Source organism: Catenuloplanes indicus (genome assembly GCF_030813715.1).
Classification (GTDB): domain Bacteria; phylum Actinomycetota; class Actinomycetes; order Mycobacteriales; family Micromonosporaceae; genus Catenuloplanes; species Catenuloplanes indicus.
Window position 1 is genome coordinate 6,418,377 of the sequence record NZ_JAUSUZ010000001.1, and the last position, 22,193, is coordinate 6,440,569.

At 71.7% G+C, this 22,193-nt stretch carries 22 protein-coding genes; 19 read left to right on the top strand and 3 right to left on the bottom strand.

Annotated elements, in window-relative coordinates; all coding sequences use genetic code 11:
* Nucleotides 1-106 precede the first annotated feature (106 nt).
* The 6 genes from J2S42_RS29155 to dapB all read left to right on the top strand — a co-directional run bounded on the left by J2S42_RS29155 (nt 107) and on the right by dapB (nt 6,373).
* Nucleotides 107-313 carry a hypothetical protein gene (locus J2S42_RS29155; protein WP_307244184.1) on the top strand — a complete coding sequence of 69 codons (207 nt, stop codon included), beginning with the start codon at nt 107-109 and terminating at the stop codon, nt 311-313.
* A 31-nt stretch (nt 314-344) separates the two neighbouring features.
* The gene (locus J2S42_RS29160; protein WP_307244186.1) at nt 345-1,277 is read left to right on the top strand and encodes a bifunctional riboflavin kinase/FAD synthetase; all 933 of its coding nucleotides are present in this window, start codon (nt 345-347) and stop codon (nt 1,275-1,277) included.
* Nucleotides 1,278-1,419: 142 nt separating this feature from the next.
* A complete protein-coding gene (rpsO, locus tag J2S42_RS29165) occupies nt 1,420-1,689 on the top strand; it encodes a 30S ribosomal protein S15 (protein WP_307244188.1) in 270 nt (89 codons plus the stop codon).
* Nucleotides 1,690-1,930: 241 nt separating this feature from the next.
* Nucleotides 1,931-4,315, top strand: coding sequence for a polyribonucleotide nucleotidyltransferase (locus J2S42_RS29170; RefSeq protein WP_307244189.1), 2,385 nt, complete (start codon nt 1,931-1,933; stop codon nt 4,313-4,315).
* Nucleotides 4,315-5,625, top strand: coding sequence for a M16 family metallopeptidase (locus tag J2S42_RS29175; protein WP_307244191.1), 1,311 nt, complete (start codon nt 4,315-4,317; stop codon nt 5,623-5,625). Before J2S42_RS29170 ends, J2S42_RS29175 begins: the two co-directional genes overlap by 1 nt.
* A gap of 7 nt (nt 5,626-5,632) precedes the next feature.
* Nucleotides 5,633-6,373: a 4-hydroxy-tetrahydrodipicolinate reductase gene (gene dapB / locus J2S42_RS29180; RefSeq protein WP_307244192.1), complete on the top strand. Its 741-nt coding sequence runs from the start codon at nt 5,633-5,635 to the stop codon at nt 6,371-6,373.
* 2 nt (nt 6,374-6,375) lie between these two features.
* Here the strand turns inward: dapB and J2S42_RS29185 are convergent, their stop codons facing one another.
* Nucleotides 6,376-6,948 (bottom strand): GNAT family N-acetyltransferase, encoded by a 573-nt coding sequence (locus tag J2S42_RS29185; protein ID WP_307244194.1) that lies wholly within the window; start codon nt 6,946-6,948, stop codon nt 6,376-6,378.
* A gap of 48 nt (nt 6,949-6,996) precedes the next feature.
* On the opposite strand from J2S42_RS29185, the gene J2S42_RS29190 reads away from it, so the two are divergent.
* The 13 genes from J2S42_RS29190 to J2S42_RS29250 all read left to right on the top strand — a co-directional run bounded on the left by J2S42_RS29190 (nt 6,997) and on the right by J2S42_RS29250 (nt 21,046).
* Nucleotides 6,997-8,199, top strand: a complete 1,203-nt coding sequence (locus J2S42_RS29190) for a glycosyltransferase 87 family protein (protein ID WP_307244196.1) — start codon at nt 6,997-6,999, stop codon at nt 8,197-8,199.
* 33 nt (nt 8,200-8,232) lie between these two features.
* Nucleotides 8,233-9,477: a winged helix-turn-helix domain-containing protein gene (locus J2S42_RS29195; RefSeq protein ID WP_307244198.1), complete on the top strand. Its 1,245-nt coding sequence runs from the start codon at nt 8,233-8,235 to the stop codon at nt 9,475-9,477.
* Nucleotides 9,478-9,911: 434 nt separating this feature from the next.
* Nucleotides 9,912-10,607, top strand: coding sequence for a DUF2752 domain-containing protein (locus tag J2S42_RS29200; RefSeq protein WP_307244200.1), 696 nt, complete (start codon nt 9,912-9,914; stop codon nt 10,605-10,607).
* Between the two features lie 52 nt (nt 10,608-10,659).
* Nucleotides 10,660-11,403 (top strand): FAD-dependent thymidylate synthase, encoded by a 744-nt coding sequence (thyX, locus tag J2S42_RS29205; RefSeq protein WP_370879444.1) that lies wholly within the window; start codon nt 10,660-10,662, stop codon nt 11,401-11,403.
* Nucleotides 11,404-11,581: 178 nt separating this feature from the next.
* A complete protein-coding gene (dapA, locus tag J2S42_RS29210; protein WP_307244205.1) occupies nt 11,582-12,493 on the top strand; it encodes a 4-hydroxy-tetrahydrodipicolinate synthase in 912 nt (303 codons plus the stop codon).
* A gap of 74 nt (nt 12,494-12,567) precedes the next feature.
* The gene (locus J2S42_RS29215) at nt 12,568-14,253 is read left to right on the top strand and encodes a ribonuclease J (protein ID WP_307244207.1); all 1,686 of its coding nucleotides are present in this window, start codon (nt 12,568-12,570) and stop codon (nt 14,251-14,253) included.
* Between the two features lie 192 nt (nt 14,254-14,445).
* Entirely contained in the window at nt 14,446-14,643 is a 198-nt protein-coding gene (locus J2S42_RS29220; RefSeq protein WP_307244209.1) for a hypothetical protein, read from the top strand.
* 84 nt (nt 14,644-14,727) lie between these two features.
* Complete coding sequence (locus J2S42_RS29225; RefSeq protein WP_307244210.1) at nt 14,728-15,624, top strand: helix-turn-helix domain-containing protein; 897 nt, start codon at nt 14,728-14,730, stop codon at nt 15,622-15,624.
* 32 nt (nt 15,625-15,656) lie between these two features.
* Entirely contained in the window at nt 15,657-15,845 is a 189-nt protein-coding gene (locus J2S42_RS29230; protein ID WP_307244212.1) for a DUF397 domain-containing protein, read from the top strand.
* 127 nt (nt 15,846-15,972) lie between these two features.
* Nucleotides 15,973-16,200, top strand: a complete 228-nt coding sequence (locus J2S42_RS29235) for a DUF397 domain-containing protein (RefSeq protein WP_307249101.1) — start codon at nt 15,973-15,975, stop codon at nt 16,198-16,200.
* Nucleotides 16,201-16,305: 105 nt separating this feature from the next.
* A complete protein-coding gene (locus tag J2S42_RS29240; protein ID WP_307244213.1) occupies nt 16,306-17,856 on the top strand; it encodes a S1 family peptidase in 1,551 nt (516 codons plus the stop codon).
* Between the two features lie 140 nt (nt 17,857-17,996).
* A complete protein-coding gene (locus J2S42_RS29245) occupies nt 17,997-18,398 on the top strand; it encodes a DUF2784 domain-containing protein (protein WP_307244214.1) in 402 nt (133 codons plus the stop codon).
* A gap of 74 nt (nt 18,399-18,472) precedes the next feature.
* Nucleotides 18,473-21,046, top strand: coding sequence for an FtsK/SpoIIIE family DNA translocase (locus J2S42_RS29250; RefSeq protein ID WP_307244216.1), 2,574 nt, complete (start codon nt 18,473-18,475; stop codon nt 21,044-21,046).
* On the opposite strand, the gene J2S42_RS29255 is transcribed toward J2S42_RS29250, so the two are convergent.
* Together J2S42_RS29255 and J2S42_RS29260 are read right to left on the bottom strand one after the other, a co-directional pair.
* Nucleotides 21,000-21,500, bottom strand: coding sequence for a DUF3291 domain-containing protein (locus J2S42_RS29255; protein ID WP_307244218.1), 501 nt, complete (start codon nt 21,498-21,500; stop codon nt 21,000-21,002). The genes J2S42_RS29250 and J2S42_RS29255 overlap by 47 nt on opposite strands.
* Before the next feature lie 33 nt (nt 21,501-21,533).
* Nucleotides 21,534-22,190: a helix-turn-helix transcriptional regulator gene (locus tag J2S42_RS29260; RefSeq protein ID WP_307244220.1), complete on the bottom strand. Its 657-nt coding sequence runs from the start codon at nt 22,188-22,190 to the stop codon at nt 21,534-21,536.
* Nucleotides 22,191-22,193 lie beyond the last annotated feature (3 nt).

The window sequence follows — 22,193 nt, forward strand, 5'->3', positions numbered from 1 at the left end:
CGGGCGCCTGGAGCGCGATGCCAAGAGCGGGCATCCCGCACAAGACTCCCGGCCAACACCCGGGCGCCTGGAGCGCGATGCCAAGAGCGGGCATCCCGCTCCAGGCTTGGCGGACGAGGTCCGTCAAGGCACGCACGATCTGGCGAACCTGCTCGGGATCGCCGCCAACTACCTTCAGTTCCTGGAGGAGGACCTGGACGGGGTGGCCGGCGTCGACGAGGCGCGCGGCCACATCGAGCGGATCTCCGCCGCCGTCGACCGCGCGACCGAGGTCACCCGGAAACTGGCCTCCGCCGCGGTCACCCCCTCCTGACCGCGGCCGCGCGCTTGCATAGGCTTGCGGCATGCAGCGGTGGCGGGGATACGACGCGGTTCCGGGTGGCTGGGGCCGATCGGTCGTGACGATCGGTGTCTTCGACGGCGTGCACCGCGGTCACCAGGCCACCATCGGCGACACCGTGAAGCGCGCCCGTGACCTGGGCGTCCGCTCGGTGGTCGTGACGTTCGACCCACACCCGTCCGAGGTGGTCCGGCCCGGTTCGCACCCGGCGGTGCTGACCGAGGCGGGCCGCAAGGCCGACCTGATCGAGGCGCTCGGCACGGACGCGCTCTGCGTGCTGCCGTTCACCCAGGACTTCTCCCGGCGCTCCCCGGAGGAGTTCGTGCACGAGGTGCTGGTCGAGCACCTGCACGCGGCCCAGGTCGTGGTGGGGGAGAACTTCCGCTTCGGGCACCGCGCGGCCGGCGACGTGGCGCTGCTGCGGCGGCTCGGCCGCACGTTCGGTTTCGCGGTGGAGGACGCGCCGCTGATCTCGGCGGAGGAGGGCACGGTCTTCTCCTCCACGTACATCCGCGCCTGCGTGGACGCGGGTGACGTCGCCGCCGCGGCCCGCGCGCTCGGCCGCCCGCACCGGCTGGAGGGCGTGGTGGTCCGCGGTGATCAGCGCGGCCGTGAGCTGGGTTTCCCGACCGCGAACCTGCTCGCCGGGCGGTACGCGGCGATCCCGGCGGACGGCGTCTACGCGGGCTGGCTGGTCCGCCGTGACGAGCGGCTGATGGCGGCGATCTCGATCGGCACCAATCCGACGTTCTCCGGCAGCGAGCGACGTGTCGAGGCTTACGCGCTCGACTTCACCGGCGACCTCTACGGCGAACGGCTCGGCCTGGACTTCGTGGCCCGGCTCCGGGAGACCCGCGCCTACCAGGGTGTCGAGCCACTGGTGGCGCAGATCACCGAGGACGTCGAGCAGACCAGAGGGCTTCTGCGCGCCGGGTGAGGCGGACCGGTTGCGGGCGGTGTTCGGCCGTGTTGCTGTAGTGTGGTTGAGACTTCGGGTCTCCGAGGTTTCGCTCCGCCTGCCTGCTCGACGCCGCGGGCCGCGGATCAGCGACAGGTTGCAACCGACAGGATTTGATGGAATGGCGCTCGACCAAGAGCAGAAGAGCAAGATCCGCGCGGACTTCGCGACCGCCGAGGGTGACACCGGTTCTCCCGAGGTTCAGGTGGCCGTGCTGACCAAGCGGATCGCGGACCTGACCGAGCACCTCAAGGTGCACAAGCACGACCACCACAGCCGTCGTGGTCTGCTGCTGCTGGTCGGCCGTCGCCGCCGGCTGCTCAACTACGTCCAGAAGAAGGACATCGCCCGCTACCGGACGCTCATCGAGCGCCTCGGCCTGCGCCGATAGCTTCTTCGACGGGCGGCGGAAACGCCGCCCGTCTCGGTAACACCACAACACAGACAGCTGGGCCGCACTGACCACCGCCGGTCAGCGCACCGGTCCTCGGTAGTGGCCTCCGGGCCGGCGCACGCCGCCGCCCCGGGCGCTTCGATCGAAGACCGGCCGACTGAGCAGCCGCCCCCATTCGTCGGGTGGCGCTCCGGCACAGGTGGTCGTGGCCCACGACCGAAGGAGTGCAACACCGCTTATGACCGAGCAGAACAACGCTCTCGGCACCCAGCACAGCACCGCAGTGATCGACAACGGCGCGTTCGGCACCCGTGAGATCACCTTCTCCACCGGCCGCCTGGCCAAGCAGGCCGCCGGCTCCGTCATCGCCCAGCTCGGCGAGACGGTCGTCCTCTCCGCGACCACGGCCAGCAAGTCGCCGAAGGAGCACTTCGACTTCTTCCCGCTGACCGTCGACGTCGAGGAGCGGATGTACGCCGCGGGCCGCATCCCCGGCTCGTTCTTCCGCCGCGAGGGCCGGCCCAGCGAGGACGCGATCCTCACCTGCCGCCTGATCGACCGGCCGCTGCGCCCGTCCTTCACCAAGGGCCTGCGCAACGAGGTCCAGGTCGTCGAGACCGTGCTGGCGCTCGACCCGGCCCACCCGTACGACGTGGTCGCCATGAACGCGGCGTCCATGTCCACCAAGCTCTCCGGTCTGCCGTTCTCCGGTCCGATCGGCGCGACCCGGGTCGCGCACATCGACGGCCAGTGGGTGGCGTTCCCGACGCTCGAGGAGCTGGAGCGCGCCACGTTCGACATGGTCGTCGCGGGCCGCACGCTGCCCGACGGTGACGTCGCGATCATGATGGTCGAGGCCGAGGCCACGCCGAACGCGGTCAAGCTGATCGCCGCCGGTGCCACCGCGCCGACCGAGGAGATCGTGGCCAGCGGCCTGGAGGCCGCGAAGCCGGCCATCCGCGAGCTCTGCCGCGCGCAGAGCGAGCTGGCCGACGTGGCCGCGAAGCCGGTCGTCGAGTTCCCGGTCTTCCTGGACTACCAGGACGACGTGTACGAGGCCGTCTCCACCGCCGCGCGTGGCGAGGTCGCCGAGGCGCTCAAGATCGCTGGCAAGGCCGACCGCGAGGAGGCGCTCGACCTGGTCAAGGCCAAGGTCGCGGAGCAGCTCGCCGGCCAGTTCGAGGGCCGCGAGAAGGAGATCTCCGCCGCGTTCCGCTCGGTCACCAAGTCCGAGGTGCGCAACCGGGTGCTCCGCGAGCAGGTCCGCATCGACGGCCGCGGCCCGCGCGACATCCGTCCGCTGCACGCCGAGGTCGGCGTGCTGCCGCGGGTGCACGGCTCCGCGCTGTTCGAGCGTGGCGAGACCCAGATCATGGGCGTCACCACGCTGAACATGCTGCGCATGGAGCAGGCGCTGGACACGCTGGCGCCGGAGAAGTCCAAGCGCTACATGCACAACTACAACTTCCCGCCGTACTCGACCGGTGAGACCGGCCGGGTCGGCTCGCCGAAGCGGCGCGAGATCGGCCACGGCGCGCTCGCCGAGCGGGCGCTGGTGCCGGTGCTGCCCAGCCGCGAGGAGTTCCCGTACGCGATCCGCCAGGTCTCCGAGGCGCTGGGCTCGAACGGCTCGACCTCGATGGGCTCGGTCTGCGCGTCCACGCTGGCGCTGCTCTCCGCGGGTGTCCCGCTGAAGGCGCCGGTCGCCGGCATCGCCATGGGCCTCATCTCCGACGAGGTCGACGGCAAGACGGAGTACGTGACGCTGACCGACATCCTCGGCGCCGAGGACGCGTTCGGTGACATGGACTTCAAGGTCGCCGGTACGCCGGAGTTCGTGACCGCGCTGCAGCTCGACACGAAGCTCGACGGCATCCCGTCGGACGTGCTCGCGGCCGCGCTGCAGCAGGCCCACGAGGCCCGCGGCACGATCCTCGGCGTGATGCAGGCCGCGATCGAGGGTCCGGGCGAGATGTCCGACCACGCGCCGCGCGTGACGACGGTGAAGATCCCGGTCGATAAGATCGGCATGGTCATCGGCCCGAAGGGCCAGACGATCAACGCGATCCAGGACGAGACCGGCGCCGAGATCTCCATCGAGGACGACGGCACGATCTACGTCGGCGCCACCAACGGGCCGTCGGCCCAGGCGGCGGTCGACCGGATCAACGGCATCGCGAACCCGACGCTGCCGAAGGTCGGCGAGAAGTTCCTCGGCACGGTCGTCAAGACGGCCGCGTTCGGCGCGTTCATCTCGCTGGTCCCGGGCCGCGACGGCCTGCTGCACATCTCCAAGGTGGGCAACGGCAAGCGCGTCGAGAAGGTCGAGGACTTCCTCAACGTCGGCGACAAGATCGAGGTCCAGATCGCGGACATCGACCAGCGCGGCAAGATCTACCTCGACAAGGTGCGCGCCGAGGGCGAGGAGGCCCCGGCGGCCGAGGCCGCTTCCGGCGACCGCCCGCCGCGCGGTGACCGTGGCGGCGACCGTGGTGACCGCGGCCCGCGTGGTGACCGTGGCGGCGACCGTGGCGACCGCGCTCCCCGCGAGCCGCGCGCCGAGGGCGAGGGTGGCGGCGAGGGCGGCGACGGCCCGCGTCGTCGCCGGACGCGCCGCGACTGATGACGAACCCCGTTCAGCGGGGCGCTGACCCACTGGGCGGCACGGTCAACAAGACCGTGCTGCCCAGTGGGCTGCGCATCGTCACCGAGTCCATCCCGACCGTCCGCAGCGTCTCGATCGGGATCTGGGCCGCGATCGGCTCCCGCGACGAGTCGCCGGAGTTCTCCGGCGCGTCGCACTTCCTGGAGCACCTGCTCTTCAAGGGCACCGAGCGGCGCACCGCGATGGACATCTCCGCGGAGATCGAGGCGGTCGGCGGCGAGACGAACGCGTTCACCGCCAAGGAATACACGTGCTACTACGCGCGCGTGCTGGACGAGAACCTGCCGCTCGCGGTCGACGTGCTCTGTGACCTCGCGGCCAACTCCGTGCTCGCGGACGCGGACGTGGAGACCGAGCGTGGCGTGATCCTCGAAGAGATCGCCATGCACGACGACGAGCCCGGCGACCAGGTGCACGACATCTTCACCGAGCTGATCTACGGCGACCATCCGCTGGGCCAGCTCATCTCCGGCACCGAACAGACCATCGGCGCGATGACCCGCGCGCAGATCGAGACGTTCTACCGCGAGCGGTACACCGCGCCGCACCTGGTGATCGCCGCGGCAGGCAACCTCGACCACGACGCGATCGTGGCCCAGGTGCGCGCGGCGCTGGCCGGCACGCCGCTGGACGGCCCGCCCGCCGAACCCGCCGGTCGCCGCGCGTCCACGCCGGTGCCCGCGTACGCGCCGCCCGCGCAGGTGGTGGAGCCGAAGGACACCGAGCAGGCGCACGTCGTGCTCGGCGCGCCCGGCCTGGCCCGGCTGGACGACCGCCGGTTCACCGCCGGCGTGCTCAACAACGTGCTCGGCGGCGGCATGTCCAGCCGGCTGTTCCAGGAGATCCGGGAGAAGCGCGGCCTGGCCTACTCGGTCTACTCCTACACCACGCAGTACGCGGACTCCGGCCTCTTCGCGGTCTACGCGGGCTGCGCGCCCGGCAAGGTCGAGGAGGTGCTGGAGCTGTCCCGTGCCGAACTGGCCCGGGTCGCCCGTGCCGGCCTGACCGCGGAGGAGCTGGCGCGCGGCAAGGGCATGACGAAGGGCGCGTTCGTGCTCGGCCTGGAGGACACCGGCTCCCGGATGACCCGCCTGGCCAAGGCCGAGCTGCTCTACGACGACCTGCTGCCGGTCTCCGGCTTCCTGGAGCGGGTTGACGCGGTCACCGCGGACGAGATCGCGGCGCTCGCCGAGGACCTGCTCACCCGGCCGCGGTCACTCGCGGTCGTGGGCCCCTTCGACGAGGACACGGTCTGGCCTCTGGGATAGTGGCGCGGTGAGCGAGACTATCCCAGTCGCAGTCCTCGGCGCCGCCGGCCGGATGGGCACCGAGGTGTGCAAGGCGGTCGGCGCCGCCCCCGACATGGAGCTGACGGCCACGGTCGACGCCGGCGAGCCGCTGGACAAGGCGGCCGCCGCGCGGGTGATCGTGGACTTCACCACGCCCGGCGCCGTGATGGAGAACCTGCGCTGGGCGATCGGCCGGGGCATCCATGCGGTCGTCGGCACCAGCGGCTTCACCGAGGAGAAGTTCGGGCAGGTGCGCGCGTGGCTGGCGGAGAAGCCGGGCGTCGGCGTGGTCGTCGCGCCGAACTTCGGCATCGGCGCGGTGCTGATGATGGAGTTCGCGGCGAAGGCGGCCCGTTACTTCGAGTCCGTCGAGATCATCGAGCAGCACCACCCACGCAAGCTGGACGCGCCGAGCGGCACCGCCACGCACACCGCGCGGCTGATCGCGGCCGCGCGCGCCGAGGCCGGCCTGGCCACCATGCCGGACGCGACCGCGGACGAGATCCCGGGCGCGCGCGGCGCGGACGTGGAGGGCGTGCGTGTGCACGCGGTCCGGGCCACCGGGCTGATCGCGCACCAGGAGGTGCTGTTCGGCGCGCTCGGCGAGACGCTGACCATCCGGCACGACTCGCTGGACCGGGCGTCCTTCATGCCGGGCGTGCTGCTGGCCACCCGCGAGGTGCTGACCCGCCCCGGCCTGACCGTCGGGCTCGCCCCGCTGCTCTAGGCCTAGAGCGGTGCGTCCGCCAATGAGACGTGCAGGCGGAGCTGGGGGATGAGCAGGTCGTCGACGTCGAGCGCGCGGGAGGCACCGTCCGGCTCCCAGCCGGCCGAGCCGAGGAACTTCCGGGTCGCCGCGTCCGCGTCGTACGCCCAGGCGATCGCGGTGCCGAACATGTCCTCCCGCCACAGGTCCACGGCGGCCGACAGCAACCGGCTGCCGTGGCCACGCCGGCCCCAGCGCGGCTCGACCAGCAGATCGGTGACGGCCGCGACGTCCGGCCCGAGCGCGCCCGGCTCCTCGCCGGGCGCGAGTGCCTGCTCATCGGCCGGACCTGCCGCGGCGAAGCCCACCAGATACGATTGTTCGGCCTGCTCAACGGCGACCAGAACCCGGTGCCGGGGTGTCGGTGGGGCCTCGATGGACTCCCGCCAGCGCTCCGTCAGCCAGGTGACGTCGACCGAGTCGAGCACCTGCTTGGGCAGCAACCGGCGATACGCGACCCGCCAGGTCGTGAGCTGGATTCGCGCGATGTCACCGGCGTCCTGCGAGCCGGCCGGGCGAACGTACCCGAGTGCCATGGTTGGCAAGAGTACGTGTACACACTCGATCTCTGGGGGACACTTCCGATGCGGACGCTCTGGCGGGTCGCCGGCGTGGTGCTGTTCGCCGTCGCCGTCGCCGTCTTCGACCTGGTCACGTCCGCGCGGCACGGGTTCTTCGACCTGAAGGTCTATTGGGGAGCGCTGAACTACTGGGCCAACGACGGCGGCATGCTCTACGACTATCTGAACCCCAACACGCTGTACGGGTTCACGTACCCGCCGTTCGCCGCGTTCGTGATGCTGCCGATGGCCTGGGTGCCCTGGGGCGCCGCGATGACGATCAGCGTGATCGCGACCGTGGTGGTCACCGCGGTGCTGGTCTGGTGGCTGATCCGGCCGATCGCGCAGCGCCAGGGCTGGACGCCGTGGCTGGCGTTCGCGATCGCGGCCTGCCTGGTCGCCGCGTACGAGCCGATGCGCGAGACGGTCAACTTCGGCCAGGTCAACATGCTGCTGCTGTTCGTGGTGGCGGCGGACGTGCTGTTCGCAGTCGCGCGGAAGAGCCCGTTCGGCGGCGTCGGCATCGGCCTGGCCACCGCGATCAAGCTGACGCCCGGCGTGTTCATCATCTATCTGCTGGTCACCGGCCGCTGGCGGGCCGCGATCACCGCGTCCGGCACGGCCGCGTTCGTGACGCTGGTCGCCGCCGTGATCGCACCGGACGCGTCCCGCGAGTTCTGGACGTCCGCGCTGTGGAACACCGACCGGGTCGGCGACCTCGGCTTCATCTCCAACCAGTCGCTGCAGGGCGTGGTCGCGCGGCTCTTCGGCGACGACGTCAAGCCGCTCTGGGCGCTGCTGGTGGTGGCCACGCTGATCTTCTGGGGCTGGCGCTGCCGGCTAGCGATCCAGGCCGGTGACGAGCGCGCCGGCCTGGCGTTGACCGCGGTGCTGGGCTGCCTGATCAGCCCGGTGACCTGGGTGCACCACCTGGTCTGGCTGCTGCCCGCGCTGTTCCTGATCGCGGGTGACGGGTTCCGGTCGGCCGGCCGGCGCAAGAAGATCATGCTGTCCATCGCGTTCCTGAGCTGGGCGATCCTGTGCAGCCGGCTGGTCTGGGTGTGGACGTACCGCACCGGGGGCCTCGGCGGCTTCCTCGGCGGCAGCGCCTACCTGTGGGTCAGCATCGTGCTGCTGCTGGCGATCCCGATCGCCCGCGCGGACCACCCCGAGGATCAAGATCTGTCCGAGGGTACGGAGGAAGCCCGCCCGTCCCTGGTGGCCTGAGAACTGTCGGAGGGTCCGGGTAGCGTGCGGCCGATGGACGATCTCTCGCTCGCCCAGGCCCGGCGCGTCACGCTGGCCGCACAGGGCTTCACCGACCCCGCGCCGGCCGGGGCGGTCACGGCACGGCACCTGCGGCGCGTGCTGGGCCGGGTCGGCCTGCTGCAGATCGACTCCGTCAACGTGCTGCAGCGCGCGCACTACCTGCCGATGTACAGCCGGCTCGGGCCGTACCCGACGGACCTGCTGGACCGCGCGTCCGCCCGGCGCCCGCGCACCCTGTTCGAGTACTGGGGGCACGAGGCGTCGCTGATCCCGGTCGAGCTGCAGCCCGCGCTGCGCTGGCGGATGGCGGAGGCGCACACGTCCGCCTGGGGCGGCATGCGGCGCATCGCGCAGGAACAGCCCGGCCTCGTCTCCTGGGTGCTCGACGAGGTGCGTGCCCGCGGCCCGCTGACCGCGGCCGAGATCGAGCACGACGCGCCGCGCGAGACCGGCAACTGGGGGTGGAACTGGTCGGTCGTCAAGCGCGCGCTGGAGTGGCTGTTCTGGTCCGGCGAGGTCACCTCGGCCGGCCGCAACTCCGCCTTCGCCCGCCTCTACGACCTGCCCGAGCGCGTGCTGCCCGCCGCGGTGATCGACGCGCCGACACCCCCGGTCGAGGACGCGCACCGCCGGCTGGTCGAGATCTCCGCCCGTGCGCTCGGCGTCGCCGCGGAACCCGAACTGCGCGACTACTTCCGCCTCCCGGTCGCCGGCGCCCGCCGCGCGATCGCGGAGCTGGCCGAGGCCGGCACGCTCCGCCCGGTCCGGGTCGAGGGCTGGAGCAAGCCGGCCTACCTGCACGCGGACGCGCGACTGCCGCGCCGGGTGCGGGCCAGCACGCTGGTCAGCCCGTTCGACCCGATGGTCTGGGAGCGGGCCCGAGCCGAACGGCTGTTCGGCTTCACCTACCGGATCGAGATCTACGTGCCCGCGGCGCAGCGCCTCTACGGCTACTACGTGCTGCCGTTCCTGCACGGCGACCGGTTCGCCGCCCGCGTCGACCTGAAGGCCGACCGCCGGGCCGGCGTGCTCCGCGTGCCCGCGGCCTGGCGCGAGCCACACGCGGCCGAGCCGGAGACCGCACACGCGCTCGCGGCCGAACTGCGCCGCCTCGCCGCCTGGCTGGGCCTGACGTCGGTCGCACCACCGGAGCGCGGCGACCTGGCACCCGCGCTCGCCTCCGCCCTGGCCACCACACCCGACGCCGAGCCGGTAGCGTCCGCCGCCGGTCCTTGACGGCCGGCGCAGGCCACCGCACCCCGCCCCGGCCGTGCCGGCTGCCGATGAGGTCCGGCGGCCTGCCGCGGTCGGTGGTGCCAGTTGTCTCCGGCTGCCGGTCAGGTGCGGCCGCCGGTCAGGTGCGGCTGCTTCCTGCGGCCGGCCGGGTCGGCGGTCTGCCGCGGTCGGTGGTGCCGGCTGTCTCCGGCTGCCGGTCAGGTGCGGCTGCCTTCGGCGGCCGGCCGGTGTCGCTGCCTCCGGCGATCGGCGGGGTGGCCGTCTCCGGCGACGGCCTGCGTCCGGCAGCCCGACGGTATCGGCCGTGCCGGCCGCTTACCGTCGAGCCGGCTGGCTCGGGCGGCCGGCCGGGTCCGGCGGCGCCCGGTGGCGTCGTCGGGGTCGCGGGGCGGGGGTAGGTTGGGAGGCGGATTCGGCGAGACGGGAGACAGGGCATGAGCGGCGAGCCGTCGCAGGCGGATTCGAGGTCCGTGGACACCGCGTCGCCGCACCCGGCCGACGGCACCGGCGTGGCCGCGCAGACCGCGCCGGGCGGAACACACCCGCCCCAGCAGCCGGCCACGGACGCGGCCTATCCGGCGTACCAGCCGAACGTCGAGGGAACTTATCCGATATATCGCCCCGGTCCTGACGGAACATATCCGTCGTATCCGGTCTATCCACCGGGATACGTGCCACCTCAGCCGGACCGGCTCACCCGGCTCGTCACCCGGGTCCACGCGCGCACCCCGCGCTGGCTGGCACCGCTCGCCGTGTTCGGCTGTGTCTCCGCCGCCGCCGGTTACGTGCTCTGGGCCGACCCGGCCGCCGCCGACGCGAACGCGACGCCGACCTGCATCGTGAAGTACCTGACCGGCTTCGACTGCCCCGGCTGCGGCGGTACCCGCGCGGTCTGGTTCATGATGCACGGCGACATCGCGAACGCCGCCCGCCACCACGCGGTGCTGCTGTTCGCCACCCCGTTCGTCGCCTACCTCTACCTCGCCTGGGCCGGCAAGGCCCTGTTCGGCTGGCGCCTTCCCAGCTGGGAGCCGTCCTCCCGGTCGCTGATCTGGTTCCTGGCTGCCTGGGGCATCTTCTCGGTGGTCCGAAACCTCCCGTGGGAACCCTTCACCTGGTTCTTCGTTTGACCTTCGGGTAGACTGCGCGGGTTTTTGCAATCGAGGGGGTCGCATGGCGGAGATCGTGCCGCAGCAGGTGCAGTTGATCGCGTGGACGCAGTTCCAGGCGCCGGAGGGCGTGGCGTGGTCGACGGACGCCGAGGGCGGGCAGGCGCTCGCCGAGTTCGCGGGCCGCGCCTGCTACCAGTCGTGGAAGAAGCCGAACCCGAAGACCGCCACGAACGCGGGCTACCTGGAGCACATCCTGGAGACCGGGCACTTCAGCGTGCTGGAGCACGGCTCGGTCAGCTTCTACTTCTCCGGCATCTCCCGGTCGCTGACGCACGAGCTGATCCGGCACCGGCACTTCTCCTACTCGCAGCTCTCCCAGCGGTACGTGCCGGAGCGCGACGCGGCGTTCGTCGAGCCGGACGTGATCGCGGGCGACCCGGAGCTGCACGCCATGTTCGCCAAGGCGGCGGACGCGAGCCTCGCGGCGTACACCGAGCTGCTGGAGGGCCTGGAGGCCAAGTTCGCCGACGTGGAGAGCCCGACGCTGCGCCGCAAGCAGGCCCGCCAGGCCGCCCGCGCGATCCTGCCGAACGCGACCGAGACCCGCATCGTGGTGACCGGCAACTACCGCGCGTGGCGGCACTTCATCGCGCTGCGCGCCACCGAGGCGGCCGACGTGGAGATCCGCGAGCTGGCCGTCGAGTGCCTGCGCCAGCTGACCGAGAAGGCGCCGAACGTGTTCGGTGACTTCACGATCAGCACGCTGCCGGACGGCACCGAGATCGCGCACAGCCCGCACGCCGAGCGGTCCTGAGCAGAAAGTTTTTTCGCACCGTCCGGGCCGCTCCGGCGACAAAGCATCACGCCGGGGCGGCGGCCGGACGAAAGAAGCCCCTCGCCGTACCCTTGAGGGTTGAAAAAAGACGGCCGGCCCCGAGCGGGAGGCGAAGAGGCCTTCGGGCCGCTCAGCGGCCGTCCGCTAGGTTGTGTGCATGACGCACGACCACGGCGCCGCCCGGCGGCCCTTCGGACGAGTTATCACGGCCATGGTGACGCCGTTCCGCCCGGACGGCTCGCTCGACGCGGACGGCGCGCAGACGCTCGCGGCGCACCTGGTCGATGTGCAGCGCAACGACGCCCTGGTGCTCAGCGGCACCGGCGGCGAGTCGCCGACCACCACCGAGGCGGAGAAGGAGACGCTGATCCGCGTCGTCCGCGAGGCGGTCGGCGACCGGGCGCAGATCATCGCCGGGGTCGGCACGAACGACACCGCGCACACCGTGGAGCTGGCCCGCGCCGCCGAGAAGGCCGGGGCGAACGGTCTGCTGGTCGTCACGCCGTACTACAACCGCCCGCCGCAGTCCGGCGTCGCCCGGCACTTCAGCACCGTTGCGGACGCGACCGGCCTGCCGGTGATGCTCTACGACATCCCGCACCGGGCGGGCATACCGATCGCGACCGAGACGCTGCTCCGGGTCGCCGAGCACCCGAACATCGTGGCCGTGAAGGACGCGAAGGGTGACCTGGCCGCGACGTCCGAGGTGCTGGCCCGGACGGACCTGGCGTACTACAGCGGTGAGGACGCCGCGACGCTGCCCTGGCTGTCGATCGGCGCGGCCGGCGTGGTCGGCACGTCCACCCACTTCGTCGGCGCGCAGACGCTGGAGCTCATCACGGCGTTCGAGCGCGGCGACGTGGCCGGGGCGCTCCGCCTGCACCGGCAGCTGCTGCCGATCTACACGGGCATCTTCCGCACCGCGGGCACCATCCTGGTCAAGGCCGGGCTCAACGCCCAGGGCCTGCCGGCCGGGCCGGTGCGATCGCCGTTGGTGGATGCCACCGAGGACGAGACGGCGCAGCTGCGCGCCGATTGCCTGGCCGCCGGCGTGGAGTTGGCGGCATGATTATTGACGCACCGAGGTGATTGCATGACGCTACGTACGACCGCACCGGGCGCCCGGCACCGGGTGGTGGGGGTGTGACCACGGAACAGACCGCCGTGCACGTTCCGCCGCTGGCCAAGGGCGCCCTCCGGGTGATTCCGCTGGGTGGGCTGGGCGCCATCGGCCGGAACATGACCGTCTTCGAGTACGACGGAAAACTGCTCATAGTCGACTGCGGGGTGCTCTTCCCCGACGTGGACCAGCCCGGCGTCGACCTGATCCTGCCGGACTTCTCCCCGATCCTGGACCGGCTCGCCGACGTGCAGGCGATCGTGCTCACCCACGGGCACGAGGACCACATCGGCGCCGTGCCGTACCTGCTCGCCCACAAGAAGGACATCCCGCTCGTCGGGTCCCAGTTCACGCTGGCCCTGGTCGAGGCGAAGCTGGCCGAGCGGCGGATCGACCCGTACACGCTGACCGTCAAGGAGGGCCGGAGCGAGAAGCTCGGGCCGTTCGAGTGCGAGTTCTTCGCGGTCAACCACTCGATCCCGGACGCGCTCGCGGTCGCGATCAAGACGCCGGCCGGCACCGTGCTGCACACCGGCGACTTCAAGATGGACCAGCTGCCGCTGGACGGGCGGATCACCGACCTGGCCGGGTTCGCGCGGCTCGGCGCCGAGGGCGTCGACCTGCTGCTCTCCGACTCGACGAACGCGGAGATCCCGGGCTTCGTCTCCCCGGAGCGGGAGATCGGCCCGGTCATCGACTCGATCTTCGCCAAGGCGACCGGCCGGATCATCGTGGCCAGCTTCGCCTCGCACGTGCACCGCGTGCAGCAGGTGCTGGACTCCGCGCACGAGCACGGCCGTAAGGTCGCGTTCATCGGCCGCTCGATGGTGCGCAACATGGGGATCGCCCGCGACCTCGGCCTGCTGCACATCCCGGACCGGCTGGTCGTCGGCATGGACGAGGCGATGAACCTGCCGCCGGACGAGATCGTGCTGATGTCGACCGGTTCGCAGGGCGAGCCGATGAGCGCGCTCGGCCGGATGGCCACCGGCGACCACCGGCACGTCACGATCACGCCCGGGGACACCGTGGTGCTGGCCAGCTCGCTGGTCCCGGGCAACGAGACCTCGGTCTACCGGGTGATCAACCGGCTGTCCCGGGCCGGCGCGACCGTGATCCACAAGGAGGTCGCGCGCGTCCACGTCTCCGGCCACTCGCCGGCCGGTGAGCTGCTCTACCTGCTCAACGTGGTCAAGCCGCGGAACCTGATGCCGGTGCACGGCGAGTGGCGGCACCTGCGCGCGCACGGCCGGCTCGGCATCGAGTCCGGCATCAAGCCGGAGCACGTGGTGCTGGCCGAGGACGGCGACATCGTGGATCTCGTCGGCGGCCGGGCCCGCGTGGTCGGCCACGCCGGTAACCGCTACGTCTACGTCGACGGCCTCGCGGTCGGCGACGTCGGCGAGTCGCTGCTGACCGAGCGCAAAATCCTCGGGGACGGCGGCTTCATCGCCGCCACCGTGGTGGTCGACTCCGTCACCGGCAAGGTGGTCGGCGGCCCGGCGATCTCGGCGAAGGGCTTCTCCGAGGACCCGCAGGCGTTCAACCCGGTGCTGCCGCTGATCACGGACGGCCTGAATCGGGCCGCGAACGACGGCATCACCGACCCGCACCAGTTGCAACAGATCGTGCGCCGCATCGTCGGCCGCTGGGTGAACGAGGCGTACCGCCGCCGCCCCATGATCGTCCCCAACGTGGTCGAGGTCTGATCGACGGCCGGTGCGGGGGTTTCCGCACCGGCCGACTGCTTTCCCGCTATCCGCTATACCGCAGATAGACCTATGGCGATCACGGGCCGTTACTGCTTGACTCGACCTCAGTGGGGGGAACCACACTGGGGGGAACGATCGGCACCCGGCGCCCGCACGGGCCCGGGTGCCGATTCGGGGGGAGCTGTCGCCATGCCCGTGCTGCTGCGTCTCGCGACCGGTGCGCCCACGGCCGTCGCCGTCGCCGTCGTCTCCGCCGCCGCTCTCGGCGGCGCCTGCCTGCGCATCCGTCCGCGTTGCCGGCTGCCGCGCGCGGTCGGCCGAGGCTCTCCGGCCCGCTCGCCGCGCCGGTGCGCGCCGGCCCGCGCGCGCCTGACCGGCGAGAGCTGAGCCGGTGCAGACTGCGGTGTCCCTACCGGCCATACGGCAGACACGTCCGGTGTCGGCCGGTGGGGGCGCCGCTCGGCGGTCCCGATGACCGCCCAGGACCCACCCGCCGTCGCCCGCCGCCGGGTCCGGCTGGCGCTGCGCCACGCGCGCCAGCGCCGCAAGCTGACACAGCAGCAGGTGGCGGACGCGTTGGAGTGGTCGCTCTCCAAGGTCCAGCGGATCGAGAGCGGCGACGTCAGCATCTCCCCCACGGACCTGCGCGCCGCGCTCGCGTTGCTCGGCGTCGTCGATCCGCGGCGGGTCGCCCAGCTGATCGAGGACGCGAAGGCGTCCCGCCGGCAGCGCTGGTGGACCACGGCCGAGTACCGCGAGCACCTGAGCCCGGCGATGCTGCAACTGCTGCAGTTCGAGTCCGAGGCGACCGCGATCCGGGTGTTCCAGGCGACGCTCATTCCGGGCGTCCTGCAGACGCGTGCCTATGCGAGCTGGATCCAGCATTTCTGGGCCGGTGACATTCCGCATGCGGACATGAAGGTACGCGTCGAACTTCGCACCCGCCGCGGCGAGAGCCTGTTCGAGGTGCCGGACCCGCCGAAATACCTGCTGATCCTGGACGAGTCCGTGCTGCATCGTGAGGTCGGTGGCGCCGAGGTCTTCGCGGAGCAGCTCGAATACCTTCTGGAGAGGATTCGGCAAGAACGCGTCACGGTACGTTTCGTGCCCTTCTCCGACGCGGTCAAGCTGGTGATGCTGGGCTCGTTCACCATCCTCGAGCTGCCGGACGAGGAGGACGTCTTCCTCTATCAGGAGGAGGGCTGGGGCGACTCGATGCATCACTCGCTGGCCACGATCCACCGGTACCGGGAGATCTTCGAACAGGCGTGGGAGGCGAGCTTCCCGCCCGACGTGTCGGCTCGTTTGATTGAAAGTTGTGTGCTGAGGCTCCGGACCCTGCTAGACAGGCAGCGGCACTCTGCCTAGTGGCCGAGTGGAAATTCCACGGAGGGGTCCATATGGAATCAGCTGCACAATGGCACAAAAGCACCTATTGCGACACCGCATCGTGTGTCGAGGTCGCTGATCTATCGCAAGGTGTGGTCGGTCTGCGCGACGGGAAGAATCCGTCCGGGCCGGTCCTGCGTTTTTCCGCCGCCGAATGGCATGCGTTTCTCGATATGCTCAAGCTAAAGAATATGGTCTGACGGGGAATCCCGGCGAAAGGGTGCGGTCGCATGATGCGGCCGCACCCTTTCGCGTTCAGTAAGCAATTCACTACATTGAGTTCTCTGATTGGAGGAGGCCGACATGGCGAGCGTTGACATGGCCCACATGACCTGGCGGCGGAGCACTCGATGCGACACCAGTTCCTGCGTGGAGGTCGCGCGTGGGAATTCCGGAGCGAGAGTCCGGAGCAGTGTGGATCCGGCCGGTCCGGTGCTGATCTTCTCGGCGGAGGCGTGGCGCGCGCTCCTCGAAAAGATCCACCGTTCTGCTGACCGGGATCAAGCGTCCGTGGTACGCGTTTCGGGCCCGCACGGTTCAACGAAAGGCCGGTGACTTTCCCCACGATCGATCCGTTAATCCATTTCTGACGCCACCCCCGTACCCCCGCCTGACGTCGTCGCGGCGTCCCGGCGGGGGAGTCAGGTAAGGAGAAGACGGATGAACCGACGACGAGCACTCACCACGGCTGCCGTCATCGTTACCGCGGGCGCCGCAGTCGCGCTGACCTTCCCCGCGTTCGCCGGCACCGGCGGCCGGGAACGGCCGGACGGCGCCGCCGCCGAGCGCCCGCTCGCCGGGCCCGAGGTGCTCGCCGCGCTCTCCCGCGACTTCGGCCTGACCACCGAGCAGGCCACCGACCGGCTCGCCGCCGAGCGCGAGGCCGCCGCGGCGGTGCGCACCGTCAAGGCCGAAGCCGGTGCCGCCTGGGCCGGTGCCTGGCTGAACGACGCCGCGGACACGCTCACCATCGCGGTGACCGACCAGGCGCTGGCCGACGACATCCGGGCGGCCGGCGCCGAGCCGAAGATCGTGCCGCACAGCTCGGCCGCGTTGGAGCAGGTCAAGGCCACGCTGGACACGAACGCGGACGAGGCCGCCGAGTCCATCCCCGGCTGGTACGTCGACGCGGCCGCCAACACCGTGGTCGTGCTGGCCCGCACGGACGTCCCGGACGCGGAGGCGGCCGCGGCGGAGTTCGCCGAGGCCAGCGGTGTGGATCCGGCGACGGTACGGGTGGAGGCCAGCCAGGAGGCGCCGAAGCCGCTCTTCGACATCGTCGGCGGCGACGCGTACACGCTCGGCAACGCGCGCTGCTCGATCGGCTTCGCGGTGACCGGCGGCTTCGTCACGGCCGGTCACTGCGGTCAGGCCGGTGCGGACACCCGCGGCGTCAACAACGCGCCGCAGGGCGAGTTCGCGGTCTCCTCGTTCCCGCAGGACGACTTCGCGGTGGTGCGGACGAACGCGGACTGGACGCCGACCGCGTCGGTCAACGACTACAACGGCGGCGTGCTGCCGGTCGCGGGCGCCGAGGTCGCGCCGGTCGGCGCGTCCGTCTGCCGCTCCGGCTCCACCACCGGCCTGCACTGCGGCGAGGTCCAGGCGCTGAACGCCACGGTCAACTACGCCGAGGGCACGGTCACCGGCCTCACCCGGACCAGCGTCTGCGCCGAACCCGGCGACTCCGGCGGCGCGTTCATCGCCGGCGACCAGGCGCAGGGCGTCACGTCCGGCGGTTCCGGTGACTGCACCCGCGGCGGCGTCACGTTCTTCCAGCCGGTCGCCGAGATCCTGGAGCGGAACAACCTGACGCTGGTCACCACGGGCGACGCCGGCACGCCGCCGGCCACCGAGCCTCCCGCCACCGAGCCTCCCGCCACCGAGCCTCCGGCGGAGGCCGACTGCGCGGCCGAGGGCGGCGTGCGGCGCGAGGGCACCATCACCCGGCCCGGTCAGCGCCGCGACGCGGTGCGCTTCCGGGCCCCGGCCGGCACGCATGCGGCCTGCCTGACCGCGCCCGCGGGTGCGGACTTCGACCTCTACCTGCAGCAGCAGGTGAACGGCGGCCGCTGGGTGACCGTCGCCCGCGCGGCCACCGGCTCCGGCACCGAGACGCTCACGTTCGAGGGCGCAGCCGGCAACTACCGCTACCGGGTCGCCTCCGCCTCCGGCACCGGCGACTTCGGTCTCCAGTTCGCGGTGAACTAGCGGTCACCGCACAGGCGTCGGCGCGAGGCGGTCAACGGGTCAGCCGCCTCGCGCCGATTTCTCCTTTTCCGCGGAACCCGCCGGTGATGCCTCGGTCACGGTGCGCGTGCCGAGGTGGGGTGAGGCGCTACCGTGGCGGCGTGGGCTATGAGGCGCTGGTCGTGGTCGCTCTGGTGCTGCACGCGGGCTTCCTGGCGTACCTTGCGGTGGGGGGTTATCTCGCGTGGTGGTGGCCGCGGACGATCTGGCTGCACCTGATCACGGCGGCGTGGGGAGTGACCGTGGTCGCGGCGTCGCTGACCTGCCCGCTGACCACTCTGGAGCGCTGGGCGCGGGCGGGCGCCGGTCAGTCCGTCCCGGATGCCGGGTTCATCGACCGCTACCTGACCGGGGTGATCTACCCGGAGGATCACCTGTGGACGGCCCGGATCGTGCTGGGGGTCGTCGTCGTTGTCTCCTGGACCGGGTTCGTGATGCGGTGGCGGCGCCGGCGGGCGCAGCAGCGAGCGAGCATTTCGGGGCAAGCCGCGACATATCGGTGAGAGTGAGATCTCGTCGCGAGTGACACGCGGCGAATAGGCCAGCCGGACCGGCGCGGCGCCGTTACCGTGACCTCATGGCAGGTCGTACCTCTCCGGCGAAGCGGCGGACCACGCCGGCGGCGCGGACGGGCACATCCTCCTCGCGGACCCCGGCGTCGTCCCGCGCCCGCACGCCCGCGGCCCGGAAGCCGGCCGCCCGGCGGCCCGCGCCGCGTGCCCGGGCCAAGCGCGGCGGCGTCAACCCGCTGCTGATCGCGGCCGGTGGGCTCGGCGCACTGTGGATGCTGGTCGCCAGCGGCCTCGGCTGGAGCGTGCGGCAGGTCGGGCGCGGCGCGGCCAGCGCCCGCGATCTGGACCCGGCACACCGCCGGGACGGCACCGGCCTGCTCATGTTCGGCCTGGCGATCCTGATCGCGGTCGCGGTCTGGTTCGAGTCGGCCGGTCCGGTCGGCGCGTGGCTGGCGGACTCGATCCGGCTGTTCTTCGGCGCGGTCTCGATAGCGATCCCGTTGCTGCTCTTCTACGGCGCGGTCCGGCTGATGCGCGAGCCGTCCGATCCGGAGCACCGGGGCAGTGGCCTGGTCGGCTGGACCGCGGTGCTGGTGGCCGCGGACGCGCTGCTGCACGTGGCCCAGCGCCCGGTCAGCGACCAGCAGCTGGACTACGCCGGTGGCCTGATCGGCTACGGCGTGGGTGGCCTGCTGGTCGCGGCCGTGACGCCGTGGGTCGCCGTACCGCTGCTGGTGTTGCTTCTGCTCTTCGGCGTCCTGGTGGTGACGGCCACGCCGATCAACAAGATCCCGGAGCGGCTCGGCGACCTGTTCGAGGCGTTCGCCGGTGGCCGGCCGGCCGGTGGCCGCGGGCGCCACGACCTCGACGACGACGAGGTCCTGGACGACGACGAGGCCGAGGAGGAGGAGGAGCCGCCGCGACCGGCCCGCCGCCGCGCCGCCCGCCGCAAGGCCGCCTCGCACGTGGACGCCGCGGCCGACGAGCCGATGGACGCGCCGCCGCCACCGCCGGTCCCGGACGACGGCTTCGACGAGCTGCTCGACGACATGCACGACACGGTCGCGCTGCCGAAGATCACCAAGCTGAAGAAGGCGTCCGGCAGGATGGTCCCGCCGGAGCACTCGCCCGCGCCGCCGACGCGCGCGGAGCAGCTGGCCATCACCGCGATCGAGGGCGACTACAAGCTGCCACCGCCGGAGCTGCTCAAGGCCGGCGCGGCCGCGAAGAAGGCCAGCAAGGCCAACGAGGAGATCACCGCGGCGCTGGAGGGCGTGTTCGACCAGTTCGGCGTGGACGCGCAGGTCACCGGCTTCACCCGGGGCCCGACCGTCACGCGGTACGCGGTGGAGCTGGGCCGCGGCGTCAAGGTCGAGCGGATCACCCAGCTGTCCCGCAACATCGCGTACGCCGTGAAGTCCGCGGACGTGCGCATCCTCAGCCCGATCCCGGGGAAGTCCGCGGTCGGCGTGGAGATCCCGAACACCGACCCGGAGAACGTGGCGCTCGGCGACGTGCTGCGCTCCTACAACGCCACGTCGAACGATCACCCGATGCTGGCCGCGCTGGGCAAGGACATCGAGGGCGGGTTCGTGGTGGCGAACCTCGCGAAGATGCCGCACATCCTGATCGCGGGCGCGACCGGCGCGGGCAAGTCGTCCTGCCTGAACTCGCTGCTGGTGTCGATTCTGACCAGGGCCACGCCGGACGAGGTGCGTCTGCTGCTGATCGACCCGAAGCGCGTGGAGATGACTTCTTACGAGGGCATCCCGCACCTGGTCACGCCGATCGTCACCGACCCGAAGAAGGCGGCGACCGCGCTGGAGTGGGTCGTCGGCGAGATGGACATGCGCTACGACGACCTCGCGGCGAACGGCGTGCGGCACATCGACGACTTCAACCGCAAGGTGCGCAACGGCGAGATCACAGCGCCGCCCGGCGTGGAGCGGGAGCTCAAGCCGTACCCCTATCTGCTGGTGATCGTGGACGAGCTGGCCGACCTGATGATGGTGGCGCCGCGCGACGTCGAGGACTCGATCGTGCGCATCACCCAGCTGGCCCGCGCGGCCGGCATCCACCTGGTGCTGGCCACCCAGCGCCCGTCGGTGGACGTGGTGACCGGCCTGATCAAGGCGAACGTGCCGTCCCGGCTCGCGTTCGCCACCTCGTCGCTGGCCGACTCCCGGGTCATCCTGGACCAGCCCGGCGCGGAGAAGCTGCTCGGCCGCGGCGACGGCCTGTTCCTGCCGATGGGCGCGTCGAAGCCGACCCGCATCCAGGGCGCGTGGATCACCGAGGCGGAGATCGCCGCGGTGGTGAAGTTCTGCAAGGACCAGCGCGAGCCGGAGTTCCAGCAGAACGTCACCGAGGCGGTGCCGGACCCGCGGAAGCAGATCGACGAGGAGGTCGGCGACGACCTCGACCTGCTGCTCCAGGCGATCGAGCTGGTGGTGACCAGTCAGTTCGGCTCCACCTCGATGCTGCAGCGGAAGCTGCGCGTCGGCTTCGCCAAGGCCGGCCGCCTGATGGACCTGATGGAGTCGCGCGGCATCGTCGGCCCGTCCGAGGGCTCCAAGGCCCGGGACGTGCTGATCAAGCCGGACGAGCTGGAAGAGGCGCTGGCCGCGCTGCGTCCCTAGCCGCCTCGGGGGCCGGGAACGGCGAACGGAACGTGAACGCGTCCGGCCCCGGGCCGTTCGCGCCGAGCAGGCGGAGCCGGGCGACGCCCTCCTCCGGCGACGGGATCGTGCCGGCCGGGACCCACCACAGCACCATCGACGCGCGGTAGCCGAGCGGGACGAACCAGTCGCGCCGTTGCCGCAGGTAGTCGAGGTGCTCGCTGTGGTACGTGAACGCCCGCAGCGCCTCCAGCGACTCCCACACGGACAGCGTGACGATCACGTCCGGCTCGGTCGGCCGGACCGTGGTGGCGTCGCCGGCCGGTCCCTCGGCCAGCCGCCAGACGAAGCCGGGGGAGCGGTCGGCCAGCGCGTTGATCGGGTCGAGGCCCGCCACGAACCCGGCGGTGGCCGGGTCGTCCAGTGGCGCGCGGAGGCGGGCGGCGTTGAAGTGGGCGAGGTGATAACCGGTCATGGGGTGTAGCCCATCACCCGGCGGCATCTAAAGTCAATCAGTTTTGTTTTTAGAGCTCGTGAGCGTGACGCAGCAGCGGCCCGGCGCCGCGTCCATCCGCGCGTCCCAGGTCGCGTCCAGCCCGTGGCCGTCCAGCAGCCCCTGCACCATCGCCAGGTTCATGCCACAGATCAGCGGCGGGAACTGCGCGGCCAGCCGGTGGAACGGGCAGTTGCGCAGCTCGATCCGCCCGCCCTCCTCGTGCGGCAGGTAGCCGTGCGCCGTCAGCACCTCGGCCGCGGACGTGGACGACGCCGGTGCGGCGCGGCCGTGTGCGCGGGCCGCGTCGAACAGCGCCAGGTCCGCGCCGGTCCGCTCGACCGCCTCGGCCAGCAGTTCGGCCGCCGTGCGGTAGGCGCGCGGCGGCACGCTCACCTCGTGCTCGGCCGAGGCCGCACGGTAGAGCTTCGCCGGTCGGCCCGCGCCCGGACCGGAGCGGCCGGAACGGCGTGCGTAGGTGACCTCCAGTAGCCCTGCGTCCACGAGTTTGTCCAGGTGGTGGGCCGCGAGCGTGCGGCCGACGCCGAGCGCCGCCGCCACCTCGTCGCGGCCGACCGGCGCACCGCCCGCCGCGATCACCTCGCGGTAGGCGGCGTGCCGCACGCCGTCGGCCAGCGCGGACACGGCGGTCAGATCAGCGTCATCGTGCATCGC